Source organism: Nisaea denitrificans DSM 18348, from assembly GCF_000426505.1.
GTDB lineage: Bacteria > Pseudomonadota > Alphaproteobacteria > Thalassobaculales > Thalassobaculaceae > Nisaea > Nisaea denitrificans.
This window is the reverse complement of record NZ_KE384531.1, coordinates 65,446-79,451: the sequence shown is the minus strand read 5'-3', so window position 1 is coordinate 79,451 and position 14,006 is coordinate 65,446. Positions and strand designations below refer to the sequence as shown.

Sequence of the window (14,006 nt, the reverse complement as noted above, 5' to 3'; positions counted from 1 at the left end):
TCGGGGTCCTGTGAAAGACTATTTCGTCTGAAGTTCGGAGCCGTCCGGCCCGAAACGCTTGATATCAACACCAGAGCGAAGTTCCTCGACCGCCTTGGTCAGGATTTCGCGGGTCATGTCCTGCGCCAGCTGGGGCTGCACCTGCTCGAAGCTCGGCGGCTGCACGGCGCGCCGGTCTTCAACCTTGATGACATGCCAGCCGAACTGGGTCTTCACCGGCGTTTGCGTGAATTCACCCGCCTTCATGGCAAAGGCCGCCTCGGAGAACGCCGGGACCATGGCATCGGCCGTGAAGTAACCGAGATCGCCACCGCTGGAACCGGACGGTCCGGTGGATTTCTCAGCTGCGAGCTTGGCGAAATCGGCGCCTTTCTTCAGCTCTTCGATAATGGCTTTCGCATCGTCTTCTTTGGCGACCAGAATATGGCGGGCTTTGACTTCTTCGCCTGCATCGGCATCACCCTTGATCGTCTCTTCGTAGCGCTTGCGTAACGCGTCCTCGTCCACCGCATCCTTCACAATATCGGTCATATAGACCTCGGAGATGATGTCGGTTTCAGCCCGTTTCACCCGCACTTTGACCTCGTCCCGGTCCTGAATCCCCGCTTTGCGCGCCGCTTCCGCGATCAGGCGCGAATCAATCGCCCGGTCCAGCATCGGCGGATAGATCTGCTCCATCGGCGCCTGCTGATACTGCTGCGGCAGCTGCTGGATCTGCTGAAGGATTTCCGAAAGAAAAATCGGCTCGCCGCCAACGGTCGCAACGACGGTGGTCGCAGGATCGATCGCTACCTGCTCGGCCGGTTTGGTTTGGGGCGCGGCATTTGTGGTCTGTGCGGCCGCTGGGAAGGCCGACAGGATCGCGCTCAGGGCCAGGACTGGAAGCAGTGCCGTCAACGAGAAACGCAAAGCCGGGACACACAGGGCTGACCGGAAGCGGAGATGTTTCATTAAGGCGCCTTTCACCGGACCTTCGGCCCGCGCTTTGTTCTTGAAATAACGCGGGAGCCCGGCTTCCGCGCGACGAGCAGCCCTATCAGATCGACCAGGGAGCGGCAAGACGCGTTTGCGGCCTGCAATATGACAAATGCGCGGGTAACGGCGGCTGAATATCAGGGCTTGCGGAACGGCAGGATCAGATCGAAGCGCAGCCATTCTGCCGGAGCGCGGTGATCCGAGAAATCGCTGTTATCGGCGCGGATCAGGACAATGGCGCCTTCTGTGTCATCGCTTCCGCCAAAAAGCGGCAAATCCCGCCGGACCGTCTCGATGATCCTGTTGGCGATGGCCGCTCCGTGTGCGCCGGTATCGACGAAAATCCCCGGACGCGCATCATGCACCGCGGCGTTGCCGCGCACATCGAACACAACCCCGGTCGCCCGCATGTCGATGCGGTCCAGAAAATCAGCCGCACCGATCTCGATTGTCGCCGTACCGCGCAGCCCGTCATAGCGCACCGAAATGTTTTCGAACGCCAGCCCGCGCGGATTGCTGTTCGCGCTGCCAGCCTTCCGGAGATACCGCTCCCGCCCCAACCGCACCGCACTCAGCGCGGCGATATGAAAACGCCGTTCAACATCGTGGGAGGCACTATCCGGAACCTGCATCAGACCATGCACGAGCAGCCCGACATTGGTGACCGCACGGCGGATCAGGCTGCTGAGATCCTCCGTCAGCAGGACCGCAGTGGACCGGGAAATCAGCACATCGTCAGAACTCGACGACGAAGACGGGGCCGTCGCATTCGCATAAGGATTTGCCGCATAGGGCGACCGCGACCGGGCTTGCGGATACGTTGACGTGGAACCCGCCCCACCGGAGAGACGGACCTCTACAACGCTTTCGTCCGCATCGCTTTGCCTGCGGTTATGATTGGAATCCTGATCGCTCGCACTGTTTCGGTCGCGCCGTTCTTCACGGCGCGGCAAAACTCTCTGATTGAGCGCCTCTCCAGCAACCTGGCGGCTTCTCCGCCCTGCTGTCGGCGCGATCACCCCGGACGTGTATCCGGTGATCCGATCAATCATGCGCTCACCCTTTCTAGGTAATGCATCAAATGCATTAACGAATTTTAACCTAAATTAATCGTAATTTCGAATCATCTCCAGAAATCGATTTTCTTTAAAATGAATGCCTAATGTAACACGCATTGCAGCTTGATTCACACTCATACCGAGAACACGTCGTGACACCCCACGATTCATGGCGGCGGAGCGTCCCTGACGGAACGCATCACAACCCCACCGATCTCAGCGAAAAGCCACGGAATTCCGTGTCAGATCCTTGACGCTGCTGCAGCCCATCAGACGCATGTCGCGCTCGATTTCCGCCTTCATCAGGGTGAGAGCCCGCTCGACACCAGGCTGTCCGGCCGCCGCAAGCGGATAGAGATAGAAGCGTCCGCCGCCCACCGCCTTGGCGCCGAGCGAAAGTGCCTTCAGGACATGGGTGCCACGCTGCACGCCGCTATCCATGATGACGTCGATCCGGTCGCCGACCGCCTGCACGATGGCGTCGAGCTGATCGAAAGAAGAGCGCGAGCCGTCGAGCTGCCGGCCACCATGATTCGAGATCACGATGCCGGTGCAGCCGATATCAGCCGCCTTCTTCGCGTCCTCGACTGACATCACGCCCTTCAGGCAGAACTGCCCGTCCCAGAGCTCGACCATCTTGGCGACATCGTCCCAGGTCATCGAGGGATCGAGCATTTCGGTGAAATACCGTCCAATCGACATCGCCCCGCCGCCCATATCGACATGCTCGTCCAGCTGCGGAAGCTTGAAGGCTTCGTGCGTGACGTAATTGATGCCCCACATCGGCTTTATGGCGAATTGCAGCATGCCGCCGAGGGTCAGGCGGAAGGGAATGGAGAAGCCAGTCCTGAGATCGCGCTCCCGGTTGCCGCCGGTAATGCTGTCCACGGTCAGCATCATGACATTGATGCCTGCTTCCTTGGCCCGCTCCATCATCGCCTTGTTCAGGCCCCGGTCCTTGTGGAAGTAGAACTGGTAGCATTGCGGGTTGTCGTGCTTGCGGCGCAATTCCTCGAGACTGACCGTGCCGAGGGAGGAAACCCCGAACATGGTCCCGAACTTCGCCGCCGCCGCGGCCACGGCCCGCTCACCATCATGATGAAAAAGCCGCTGCAGGGCCGTCGGCGAACAATAGATCGGCATGGCGAGCTTCTGCCCCATCACCGTCACGGACATATCGACATCCGCCACCCCGCGCAGGATGTTCGGCACCAGATCGCAGCGCTCGAAACTCTCCGTATTGCGCCGGTAGGTCACCTCGTCATCGGCGGCCCCGTCTATGTAATTGAAGATCGGGCCAGGCAGACGGCGTCGGGCCAAGTTGCGGAAGTCCTGGAAATTATGACAATCGGAAAGTCTCATTTTTCCTCGCACGCCGTGGCCATGGTGATCGGTAATCTAAGTGCTAAACCAAGTTGAAGCGGCGTGTAACGGGAAATTCACAGAGCAAGGCTGCGGAGCTTGGACACCAGAATTGTCTGAAATAGTCGCCGATCATCTATGTCGGTACTCAATGTGGCCTGACGTCAATTGCTTCTCTACGATACAAGACGAGCGAGGCTGGGCACGACCACATACGCAAAACGTTCCGTCCCGGCATCATGCAAGAAGCCGGGACGGAATTAAGTCGCGCACCTCTTAATTTTGCGCGCGGTGAAACTTGGCTAAACATCAACTATTGAAATGTGTTGCAAATGATTCTGTCCGAAATGCCAGCCCAATTTCACGACCGACTCCGATTGAACCAAGCTTCAAAAAGCGAGTGTGTTGCTACGGTCGATGCGTCCATCGCAAACAAACGGCCATTAGAAGCAATCTATATTCTCGATCGCGCTCTGGTGCGCTTCCCGTCGAGCAAATTTCTGCACACACGCGTTTCCGACTTAGTGGCTAGCTTGATGAATTCCGTCGGCTCCGCGAAGGAAATGTTGGACCTTCAACCCATGGCAAAGGAAGATTTTTCCGAAATATTCAATAAAGTAGAAAATAGGTTTCTTCCTCTGCACGGCGTCAACTCCACAGAATGGACAGATAATATATTCCTGAATTGTGTGATTTTCAAAACAATGTGCATGATGATAGACAACGAAGAACCCATATGGAACGTTTTAGCCCGATTATCTGAGGAATTTGGCAGACGTTCCGCTAATATCAATTTTGGAGGAACGGCAAGATCTGCTGAAATTAAAAACAATATTGCAAAAATTTTAATTGGCGGGACTCTTGTAAAACACCATGTTTCGAACAATTTCATTGATTTCAGGCTTAAGTACTTTTTTGCACACGAGCCGGGCCTACTACGATTGATCTCTTCATTTAATCATGACGATATTTTCATCGATATCGGAGCTAATATTGGATCTTTTTCGATCGTTGCTGCAAAGACGAAAAAATGTCGCGTGTTTTCACTCGAACCATATTCCGTTAATTATTCAGAATTACAAAGAAACATCTCCCTCAATAACGCCACCAACTTGGTAACCCCGCTTCGCGTAGCACTTTCTGATACAACCAAAGAAGGGGCACTATCGTATCAGCGTCAATATCCAGGAGCTGCGACACAGGCCTTCGACGGCTCGGATACTGATGCAGCACAGAACGGGAATTCCATAGAGCAGGTACAAGGATATCGCCTTGATGACCTTATCTCCGAAGGCCTTGTCGATTTCCCCAACCATATCAAGATCGATGTCGACGGCACCGAACATCAAATTATCGCGGGAATGCAACATACGTTGAACGACTCCCGACTCCGCTCGATCCGATTGGAGATTCGTATTGAGGACCCCAGAAACGCCGCAGCACTTCGCACCATCGAAGCGGCCGGGTTCACATGCAAAGTCGGAGATGACCTGAAGAACATGAATTGCTTACGGGGTTAACGCAAAAGAGCGTTCCGAAGACTAGTTGGGGCACGCTTAAATTGTCGCGCGAAAACATTTCGTTCGCCATCGGGCACATCTGACCTAGCGCTCCTCCGGACCGGGCGCGTTGACAGAGTTTGCGCGACCCCCTATCTGTCAGCCACCCGGTTTTTAGCCGGGTACCCGTTTCCATATCAGAGGTCGGCATGTTCGGCGCACTCGCCAAGGCCATCTTCGGCTCGGAAAACGAGCGGATACTCAAACGTCTGCAAAAAACCGTCGACGCGATCAACGCGCTGGAGCCCGAAATTTCGGCGCTCGACGATACGGCTATTGCAGGCAAGACTGATGCATTCCGGCAGCGTCTGAACGACGGGGAAAGTCTCGACGACATTCTGCCCGAAGCCTTCGCGACTGTTCGCGAAGCGGCGAAGCGGACGCTCGGTCAGAGGCATTTCGATGTTCAGCTGCTCGGCGGCCTGGTGCTGCATCAGGGCCGGATCGCGGAGATGAAGACCGGTGAGGGCAAGACCCTTGTCGCCACTCTCGCCGTCTATCTGAACGCCATCGAGGGCAAGGGAGTCCACGTTGTTACCGTGAACGACTACCTTGCTAAACGCGACGCCGGCTGGATGAGCCAGATCTATAACTTCCTCGGCCTGTCAACCGGCTGCATCGTGCATGGCCTCAACGACGCCGAGCGCAAGGCCGCCTACGAGTCCGACGTGACCTACGGCACCAACAACGAATTCGGCTTCGACTATCTGCGCGACAACATGAAGTTCCGTCTGGAGGACATGGTCCAGCGCGACTTCAATTTCGCCATTGTCGATGAAGTTGACTCGATCCTGGTCGATGAGGCGCGGACTCCGCTGATCATCTCCGGCCCGGCCGAGGACAGTTCAGCCACCTACACAGCCATGAACACCGTGATCCCCGGGCTGGTTCCGGAAGATTACGAAAAAGACGAGAAGCAGCGCACCGTCGCCTTCACCGAGGCCGGGCAGGAACATATCGAGGAGCTGCTGAGCAACGCCGGCATGCTGGAAGAAGGCGGGTTGTACGACATCAACAACATCTCGCTGGTGCACCACGCCAACCAGGCGCTCCGCGCGCACCATCTTTTCGCCAAGGACACGGATTACATCGTCAAAGACGACAAGGTCGTCATCATCGATGAGTTCACCGGCCGGGCGATGGAAGGCAGACGCTATTCCGAGGGACTGCATCAGGCGCTTGAAGCCAAGGAACAGGTGACCATCCAGAACGAGAACCAGACGCTGGCCTCGATCACCTTCCAGAACTATTTCCGCCTCTATCCGAAGCTGGGCGGCATGACCGGCACGGCCATGACCGAGGCTGCCGAGTTCGCTGAAATCTACAATCTCGAAGTCGTCGAGATGCCAACCAATGTTCCTATCGCGCGGAAAGACTATGACGACGAGGTCTATCGCACGGCCGAGGAGAAGTGGGACGCCATCATCGACACCATCGCGGAATGCCGCGAAAAGGGTCAGCCGGTGCTGGTCGGCACCGTCTCCATCGAGAAGTCGGAGTTGCTCTCCGGCCTGATGCACAAGCGCCGGATCGAGCACAAGGTCCTGAATGCCCGCTTCCACGAACAGGAGGCAACAATTGTCGCCCAGGCCGGTCAGCCGGGCGCAATCACCATCGCCACGAACATGGCGGGCCGCGGCACCGACATTCAGCTCGGCGGCAACGCCGACATGCGGATCGCGCTGGAGCTCGGTGAAGACGCCGATCCAGCAAAGGTCGAGGCTATCCGAGCCGAGGTCGAGGTGGCGAGGAAAAAAGTTCTGGAGGCCGGCGGCCTCTATGTCATCGGTACCGAGCGACATGAAAGCCGGCGCATCGACAACCAGCTCCGTGGCCGTTCCGGCCGTCAGGGAGATCCGGGCGCCTCCAAGTTCTTCCTGTCCCTCGAAGACGACCTGATGCGGATCTTCGGCTCCGAGCGCATGGACGGCATGCTACAGCGTCTCGGCCTGGAGAAGGGCGAGGCGATCGTCCATAGCTGGATCAACAAGGCCCTCGAGAAAGCCCAGCAGAAAGTCGAAGCCCGTAACTTCGACATCCGCAAGCAGCTGCTGAAATACGACGACGTCATGAACGATCAGCGAAAGGTGATCTTCGAGCAGCGCAAGGACATCATGCGCGCCGAGGAAATCGCCGCGACCGTCGCCGACATGCGGCACGAGGTGATCGAAAATTTGGTGGCCCGTTGCATTCCGGAAGGCGCCTATTCCGAACAATGGGATATCCCGGCCCTGCACGAGGAATGCCTGCGACTGCTTGCGCTCGACCTTCCCGTGACCGAATGGGCAGCGGAAGAAGGCATCGCCGATCAGGAGATCCTCGAGCGGATCACCAAGGCATCGGACCGTGCGATGGCCGAGAAGGCCGCGAATTACGGCCCCGAAGTCCTGCGCATGGCGGAAAAAAGCCTGCTCCTGCAGATCCTGGACCAGCAGTGGAAAGAGCACCTGCTATCGCTCGATCATCTGCGCCAGGGCATCAATCTGCGTGCCTATGCCCAGAAGGACCCGCTGAACGAATACAAGCGCGAAGCCTTCAATCTGTTTGACGGCATGCTGACCGGTCTGCGCGAGACTGTCTGTGGTGTGCTCTCCCATCTGGAGATCCGCATTCAGGCGACACCCGAGGAAATGGAAGCGCGCATGGCGGCGGAGCGTGCCTCAGCGGAAATGCATGAGGGCCGTGAAGATCCTGCCCTTGCCAAAGGCGCAGAAGGCGATTCAGCGGACGGGGAAACCATGGTCCGGTCCCGGCAAAGTGCGGTCAGCGTCGACCCACAGGACCCGTCGACCTGGGGCAAGGTTCAGCGGAATGCTACATGCCCCTGTGGATCTGGCAAAAAATTCAAGCAATGCCACGGTAAACTCTGAGCGTGCGGCAGAAGCGGAAAAGCATCATACGGCCTAGCGAACGAGTGAAATAACCGTCCCGCCAGTGCGGACTGCCTCGTTGTCGGCACTGACCAGACCGACCAGAACGACATCGACCGCGCCGAATTCTCCGCTGAATGGCAGGCAAAGGATCTGCATTTCGCCTATGGAACCCGAAGCCGGTTCCTGGCTCTTTGCTGCGGCGAGAATACAGCGGGTGAGTTCGCCCGGCAAACCGCCGTCAGGCTCGGTTGTCGCGCCGATCGGGGTCCCGCCCAGCAAACCGCTGGCGGTATCCCCCGCGAACTCAACCTGAAATCTGGAATTTTCTCCATAGACGAGCAGCACATAGGGCATCTCGTCGACAAGATCGGAGATAAACAGGTTCTCGGAAAGTGGAAGGGTCAGCTGAGCACGGGAGAAGTCCCAATAGACTCTCAGATCCCGTAATACCGGGGACAACGGCTCCGCCTGCGCGAAACGTCTGTCCGGTTTAAAATCCAATATCATATTCCCCTCCATCGGCGTTGCCATGCGCCGTGGCTATGGATGGCCGACGATGATTTTTCATCGTCCGACACAACTCCAAGCCACCCCCCTTGTTCCTTTCGTTCCGGTTCCAGCCGTCACCCAGATCCGGCCCGCCTCGCTCTGTTTGCGCTATTTTAGGCGCTGATTATTCTTACAGCATAGCACCAAAGCGTATGTGACAAGGCCAAGCCCCGCAACGCCCCGTAGGGCGTGTGCGCGTTTTTCAATCATGAATTCTCACCATGCCCAACCATACCTAACCGCGGTGAGATTAATTATCAGCTATCTGGGGCATATTTCTGACCGCTGCGATCCGCTGGATACAGGCTGGCGCCGGAACGGTTACCGTCAGGTCTTCAAATGCGATAACCCTGAGTTCAGGTCTGCATAAAATCAGGAGTTCTTCATTGTGCAGCAGGAAATCCGGGTTTTTAGGCCGGCCAAAAGCCTCGTTACCTCTGGCGAAAGTCTCGTAGATCAGCATCCCACCCGGAGCAACGGCCGCAACGATATCCCGCATGATCGGCCGGTGCAGATAGTTCGTCACGACAACACAGCCGAACCGACGGTCGGCAAGCGGCCAGGGTCGTCCGGCTTCCAAATCGAATGCGACAAGCTGAACGTCCGGGTCGGCGGCCATATCGGCGACGGGCGCGATGTTCCGGTCCAGCATGACAACCGGATTCCCCCTGCTGCGAAAGAACCGGCCGTGACGCCCCGCGCCGCAGGCGACATCGAGGACCTCAACGTCTTTCGGCACCAGATCGGCAAACCGCTCGACCCAACTTGATACCGCCTGGACAGATCCCGTTTTGGCGCGCGCCCCGCTCATTCCGCTGCCTCGGCTTTATCAAGCACAGGGATGACCGCGCCGGAGAACGAGCAATCCGCAACCGCGAGCCGCAGGAAAACCGGACCAGCCGCCTTGACCGGTGAGACCGAGCCCGGGTCCTCATCAGGAAAAGCCGTGGCGCGCATGCCTGTGCGCATCGCGCCAGGATCGACGGCGTTTGCCCGGATGCCGAACTTCCTGTTCTCAGCGGCATAAACACGCATCATGGCCTCAATACCGGCCTTGCTTGCCGCATAGGCGCCCCAGTTCGCATGCGCCCCCCGGGCAGCCCCGGAAGTGACGAAGATACACCGGCCGGCATTGGACGCGGACAGCAGCGGATGCAGCGCAGCCAAAAGTCGGAACGCCGCGCTGAGATTGAGATCGATCACCCTGTCCCAGGATGCGTTTTCAATATCCGGCAAGGGTTTAAGATCCCCCAGCACCGCGGCATTGAGAACAAGTACATCAAGCCGCCCGCCGCCATTCTCGATAGCTTCCAGCAGCACTGCCATCCCTTCGGGGCGGCTGAGGTCGGCTGGAACTGACACTGCAGTACCTCCTTCCGCCTCTATCTCCGCCTGCCGGGCGGCGAGTCCTTCTGCATCACGCGCAAGCAGAAAAACGGTGGCGCCGGCACGGGCGAAAACCCGGGCGACCTCGGCACCGATCCCGCGGGAAGCACCCGTGACAAGCGCTACCTTACCGGCGAGCGGCTCCGCCGTGTGTTCAACCACGTCGGCAACCTTCTGCTCCTCGGCGATAATGCCCAGCTCTTTGCGGATGTATTCCAGAGCTGCTTCAAGCGTATCCACGATATCGTCGACCTGATCGTGCGTGACCACGAAAGGCGGCGCGATCAGCAGTGTATCCCGCACGGCGCGCACAATGATGCCCCGCTCCCTGAGGTTCTCACGGCAAACCGCGGCAACCACGCCGGGCGGATCGAACAGGATATGCCGGGCCTTGTCCTGGATCAGCTCCACCGCTCCAAGCAGCCCAAGGCTGCGCACTTCGCCGACCAGTGGATGGCCTGCAAGACGGGTAAGCGCGCGCTGGAAATAAGGGCCGATATCCTGCGCGACCCGCTCAATCAGCTTTTCCCGTTTCAGGATATTCAGGTTCTCCAGCGCCACGGCGGCTGCAACCGGATGCCCGGAATAGGTAAAACCGTGGGCAAGTCCGCCTTCCGCATCGCGCAGCTTGTCCGCGATCGGGTCCGAAATCATCAGCGCCGAAATAGGCTGGTAGCCGGAAGACAGGCCCTTCGCCAAGGTGATGAAATCGGGGCTGAGACCAAACAGTTCCGCCGCCGACCAGGCGCCGAGCCGGCCGAACGCGCTGATCACCTCATCCAGGACGAACAGCACGTCATGGCGCTGGCAAATCCTCTGAACCTCCTGGAGATAGCCTTCCGGCGGAAAAATCAGGCCGCCTGCCCCCTGGATCGGCTCGCAGATGAAGAGCGCGACGTTCTCTGCGCCCAACTCCTTGATCTTGATCTCAAGGGCGTGCGCAGCCTGCTGCGCGAACGCCGCCTCGGACATGTCCTGGCCGCGCAGGAATTTGTATGGCGCCTCGATATGAGCGAAATCCGGCATGCCGATGCCGCCCTGCGCGTGCATGGCCCCGACCCCGCCGGCGCTGATCGTAGCCAAAGTGGAGCCGTGATACCCTTCCTCCCGGCCGATCACGATCCGCTTCGACGGTTTGCCGACCAGTTGCCAATAAAAGCGCGCCAGACGGATCGCACTGTCGCAGACTTCGGAGCCGGAATTCGCGAACAAGGCGGTATTGAGATGGCCAGGCATTAAGGCCGCCAGCGTCTCCGCCAATTCAACCGTCGGCGCCGTCGTCGTGTTGAAGAAGGTGTTGTAGTAGGCAAGCTGCTGCATTTGACGGGCAGCTACGTCGGCCAACTCTTTGCGGCCGTATCCGACATTGACGCACCACAGACCGGCAAGCGCGTCGAGATATCGATGCCCCTGATCGTCCCAGAGGTAACAGCCCTCGCCCCGCTCGATCACGGTCGGCCCACCCGCGTCCGCGAGTTCCCGGTTATCCGTGAAAGGATGCAAATGATGGGCGGCGTCTCGCTGCCCCAGGGTCTTGCCGTCCGGATCGCTCACACTTTGTCCCCCGCGCAACGACACACTGGCTTATTAGTGAATATTACACTATTTCGACAGCATGCTACCTGATAGCTGACAGGATGACAGTGGGTCAGTTGGATGATCAAATACAGATTACGGTGCGACAAGGATCACAGCTTCGACGCTTGGTTTCGCGATAGCGCGGCCTACGACAAGCAGGCAGACGCCAGTCTGCTGACCTGCCCAAGCTGTGGCTCGTCCTATGTCTCCAAAGCCCTGATGGCCCCCAATGTCTCCTCCTCCAAGAAGAAGAGCGACAGAGAGCCGCCACATACCGATACCGTGCCTGCGATCAACGAAGTGCCGCCGGAAATGATCGAGATTCGTCAGAAGCTCGCCGCGCTCCGTTCCGAGGTGGAGAGTAATTTCGACTATGTCGGCAAGGATTTCGCCGAGGAAGCACGAAAGATCCATTACGGCGAAACAGATCCGCACGGCATTTACGGAGAAACCAGCGCCACCGAAGCTGAGGCCCTGCGAGACGAAGGGATCGAGTTTGGCGCCATCCCCTGGGTGCCAAAAAGCGACGCCTGATCAGGCAGCTTCCGGACGAACCGCCAGCATGGCGTAATTAATTCCCAGATCCGACGAGCGCTCGAACGAATCGCTCAGCGGATCGAAACGGATCCCGGTCTTCTCTGCCAACACCAGCCCAGCCTCGGTCAACAACGCCCCCAACTCTTCCGGTGTCAGGAACTGCCGCCAGTCATGGGTGCCGGCGGGCACCCAGCGCAGCACATATTCGGCCGCAAACTTTCCGAACAGAAGCGATTTCATCGTTCGGTTCAGCGTGGTGACGAAGACAGCACCACCCGGACGAACCAGCTTGGCAAGAGATCCCGCAAAAAGCGCCGGATCGGCAACATGCTCGATCACTTCAGAGGCAATCACCGCATCGAATGCTCCCGGCATTTCAGCGGCCAGGTCTTCCGCCAGAGAAACCCGGTAATCGATCTCAAGGCCCATCTGCTCGGCATGCAGCCGCGCTGTCCCGATGGTCCGTGCGTCCGCGTCAATTCCCGTCACCGTGGCGCCTAGTCGGGTGAGCGGCTCAGAGATCAGGCCACCGCCGCATCCGATGTCGAGCACCTTCAAACCATCGAACGGTGTCCCTGCGGCCTCGGGCAGAACGAAATGGTCGCTCAACCACTCCCTGATCAATCCGAGACGGACAGGAGTGAATTTATGCAGCGGGGCAAAAGGTCCCTCCATATCCCACCATTCCGCCGCCACGGCGGAGAAGCGTGCGACATCTTCCGGATCGATCGTGCTGGCGGCTGCGTTCTTCTGGTTCATGGGCGCTCCATTCAACACCGAGCCCGGCCTTGCCGGGACCGCGACGTGTCGCTATGTATAGCCCCGCCGGGAGCCATTAGGAACGCTCGCGTTCCGGTTTTGGGCATTGGGGATACATTCCTGAAAAGCGGAACGAAATGGCGCGTATCGTGCAAAAGTTCGGCGGCACGTCCGTCGCCGATATTGAACGCATCAAGAATGTGGCTCAGCGAGTCAAGAAAGAGGTCGATGCCGGCAACGAAGTAGCCGTCATCGTCTCTGCAATGGCCGGGGTCACGAATCAGTTGGTCGGTTATGCCCGTGAGATGAGCGTCCTACATGACGCCCGCGAATACGACACCATCGTCTCGACCGGCGAACAGGTGACGAGCGGCTTGCTGGCCATGGCCCTGCAGAATATCGGCGTCAACGCCCGCTCCTGGCTTGCCTGGCAGTTGCCATTCCGGACTGACGGTGTGCATAGCAAGGCCCGGATCGAGAACATAGAGACCGACGAGATCGTCAAACGCTTCGAGCAAGGTCAGGTTGCCGTCCTCGCGGGTTTCCAGGGCATCGGGCCGGACAACAGGATTACCACGCTCGGCCGCGGCGGCTCCGACACCTCGGCCGTTGCCCTTGCCGCGGCGCTCGATGCGGACCGCTGCGATATCTACACGGATGTTGACGGCGTCTATACGACCAACCCTCGGATCGTACCGTCGGCCCGGAAGATCGACCGGATTACCTACGAGGAAATGTTGGAACTGGCCTCTCAAGGGGCCAAAGTGCTGGAGACGCGCTCCGTCGCGCTCGCCATGCAGCACAATGTCAGGCTCCAGGTGCTCTCCAGCTTCATAGAAGCCCCGGGCACCCTGGTCTGTGATGAGGATGAGATCGTGGAACAGCAAATCGTCAGCGGCATTGCCTACAGCCCCGAAGAAGCCAAGGTCACCGTGCGCCATGTGCCGGACCGGCCGGGCGTTGCCGGGTCGATCTTCGGCAGCCTTGCCGATGCTGCCGTCAACGTCGACATGATCGTCCAGAACGTCACCGAGGACGGCAACACCACCGATATGACTTTCACTGTCGGCAAGACCGATCTCGAACGCGCCCGCCAGGTGCTGGAGAAATTGAAGGACGAACTCGGCTTCAAGGAAATCAACGCGGACCCGAACGTTGCCAAGGTCTCGGTCGTCGGCGTCGGCATGCGCTCCCAGCCGGGCGTCGCCAAAACGATGTTCCACACCTTGGCCGACAAGGGCATCAACATCCAGGTGATCTCGACTTCGGAGATCAAGGTCAGCGTCCTGATCGCCGCTGAATATACTGAACTGGCGGTCCGAGCTCTTCACACTGCATACGGCCTCGACGGGCCGCCGGCGAGCTAAGGC

The 14,006-nt window shown here is 58.7% G+C and carries 11 protein-coding genes; 4 read left to right on the top strand and 7 right to left on the bottom strand.

What is annotated here, in order from left to right; all coding sequences use genetic code 11:
• Positions 1 to 18: 18 nt before the first annotated feature.
• The 3 genes from K328_RS24615 to K328_RS0117365 form a co-directional block, all read right to left on the bottom strand.
• A complete protein-coding gene (locus K328_RS24615) occupies positions 19 to 951 on the bottom strand; it encodes a peptidylprolyl isomerase (protein ID WP_051285034.1) in 933 nt (310 codons plus the stop codon).
• Positions 952 to 1,112: 161 nt separating this feature from the next.
• On the bottom strand, positions 1,113 to 2,027 hold the full coding sequence (locus K328_RS0117370; protein ID WP_028467062.1) for a hypothetical protein: 915 nt from the start codon (positions 2,025 to 2,027) through the stop codon (positions 1,113 to 1,115).
• Positions 2,028 to 2,249: 222 nt separating this feature from the next.
• Positions 2,250 to 3,395 carry an alpha-hydroxy acid oxidase gene (locus tag K328_RS0117365; protein WP_028467061.1) on the bottom strand — a complete coding sequence of 382 codons (1,146 nt, stop codon included), beginning with the start codon at positions 3,393 to 3,395 and terminating at the stop codon, positions 2,250 to 2,252.
• Positions 3,396 to 3,727: 332 nt separating this feature from the next.
• Between K328_RS0117365 and K328_RS0117360 the strand changes: the two genes are divergently transcribed.
• Both K328_RS0117360 and secA read left to right on the top strand, forming a co-directional pair.
• Positions 3,728 to 4,915, top strand: a complete 1,188-nt coding sequence (locus K328_RS0117360) for an FkbM family methyltransferase (protein WP_028467060.1) — start codon at positions 3,728 to 3,730, stop codon at positions 4,913 to 4,915.
• A 188-nt stretch (positions 4,916 to 5,103) separates the two neighbouring features.
• Entirely contained in the window at positions 5,104 to 7,824 is a 2,721-nt protein-coding gene (secA, locus tag K328_RS0117355) for a preprotein translocase subunit SecA (protein ID WP_028467059.1), read from the top strand.
• Positions 7,825 to 7,857: 33 nt separating this feature from the next.
• Here the strand turns inward: secA and K328_RS0117350 are convergent, their stop codons facing one another.
• From K328_RS0117350 to K328_RS26960, 3 genes are all read right to left on the bottom strand, one after another.
• Positions 7,858 to 8,334 (bottom strand): hypothetical protein, encoded by a 477-nt coding sequence (locus K328_RS0117350; protein ID WP_156901450.1) that lies wholly within the window; start codon positions 8,332 to 8,334, stop codon positions 7,858 to 7,860.
• Between the two features lie 292 nt (positions 8,335 to 8,626).
• Positions 8,627 to 9,187, bottom strand: a complete 561-nt coding sequence (locus tag K328_RS0117345) for a class I SAM-dependent methyltransferase (RefSeq protein WP_028467057.1) — start codon at positions 9,185 to 9,187, stop codon at positions 8,627 to 8,629.
• Positions 9,184 to 11,316, bottom strand: a complete 2,133-nt coding sequence (locus K328_RS26960; RefSeq protein ID WP_205620700.1) for an aminotransferase — start codon at positions 11,314 to 11,316, stop codon at positions 9,184 to 9,186. Before K328_RS26960 ends, K328_RS0117345 begins: the two co-directional genes overlap by 4 nt.
• 102 nt (positions 11,317 to 11,418) lie before the next feature.
• On the opposite strand from K328_RS26960, the gene K328_RS0117335 reads away from it, so the two are divergent.
• The gene (locus K328_RS0117335) at positions 11,419 to 11,874 is read left to right on the top strand and encodes a DUF1178 family protein (RefSeq protein WP_028467056.1); all 456 of its coding nucleotides are present in this window, start codon (positions 11,419 to 11,421) and stop codon (positions 11,872 to 11,874) included.
• Here K328_RS0117335 and ubiG read toward each other — a convergent pair whose 3' ends face one another.
• Positions 11,875 to 12,636: a bifunctional 2-polyprenyl-6-hydroxyphenol methylase/3-demethylubiquinol 3-O-methyltransferase UbiG gene (gene ubiG / locus K328_RS0117330; RefSeq protein ID WP_028467055.1), complete on the bottom strand. Its 762-nt coding sequence runs from the start codon at positions 12,634 to 12,636 to the stop codon at positions 11,875 to 11,877.
• 137 nt (positions 12,637 to 12,773) lie between these two features.
• Between ubiG and K328_RS0117325 the strand changes: the two genes are divergently transcribed.
• A complete protein-coding gene (locus tag K328_RS0117325; protein WP_028467054.1) occupies positions 12,774 to 14,003 on the top strand; it encodes an aspartate kinase in 1,230 nt (409 codons plus the stop codon).
• Positions 14,004 to 14,006: the final 3 nt, after the last annotated feature.

Excerpts from the sequence above, each read along its gene's own strand:
- K328_RS24615 (WP_051285034.1), bottom strand. The coding sequence starts at position 951 with ATGAAACATCTCCGCTTCCGGTCAGCCCTGTGTGTCCCGGCTTTGCGT.
- K328_RS0117370 (WP_028467062.1), bottom strand. The coding sequence starts at position 2,027 with ATGATTGATCGGATCACCGGATACACGTCCGGGGTGATCGCGCCGACA.
- K328_RS0117365 (WP_028467061.1), bottom strand. The coding sequence starts at position 3,395 with ATGAGACTTTCCGATTGTCATAATTTCCAGGACTTCCGCAACTTGGCC.
- K328_RS0117360 (WP_028467060.1), top strand. The coding sequence starts at position 3,728 with ATGATTCTGTCCGAAATGCCAGCCCAATTTCACGACCGACTCCGATTG.
- secA (WP_028467059.1), top strand. The coding sequence starts at position 5,104 with ATGTTCGGCGCACTCGCCAAGGCCATCTTCGGCTCGGAAAACGAGCGG.
- K328_RS0117350 (WP_156901450.1), bottom strand. The coding sequence starts at position 8,334 with ATGATATTGGATTTTAAACCGGACAGACGTTTCGCGCAGGCGGAGCCG.
- K328_RS0117345 (WP_028467057.1), bottom strand. The coding sequence starts at position 9,187 with ATGAGCGGGGCGCGCGCCAAAACGGGATCTGTCCAGGCGGTATCAAGT.
- K328_RS0117335 (WP_028467056.1), top strand. The coding sequence starts at position 11,419 with ATGATCAAATACAGATTACGGTGCGACAAGGATCACAGCTTCGACGCT.
- ubiG (WP_028467055.1), bottom strand. The coding sequence starts at position 12,636 with ATGAACCAGAAGAACGCAGCCGCCAGCACGATCGATCCGGAAGATGTC.
- K328_RS0117325 (WP_028467054.1), top strand. The coding sequence starts at position 12,774 with ATGGCGCGTATCGTGCAAAAGTTCGGCGGCACGTCCGTCGCCGATATT.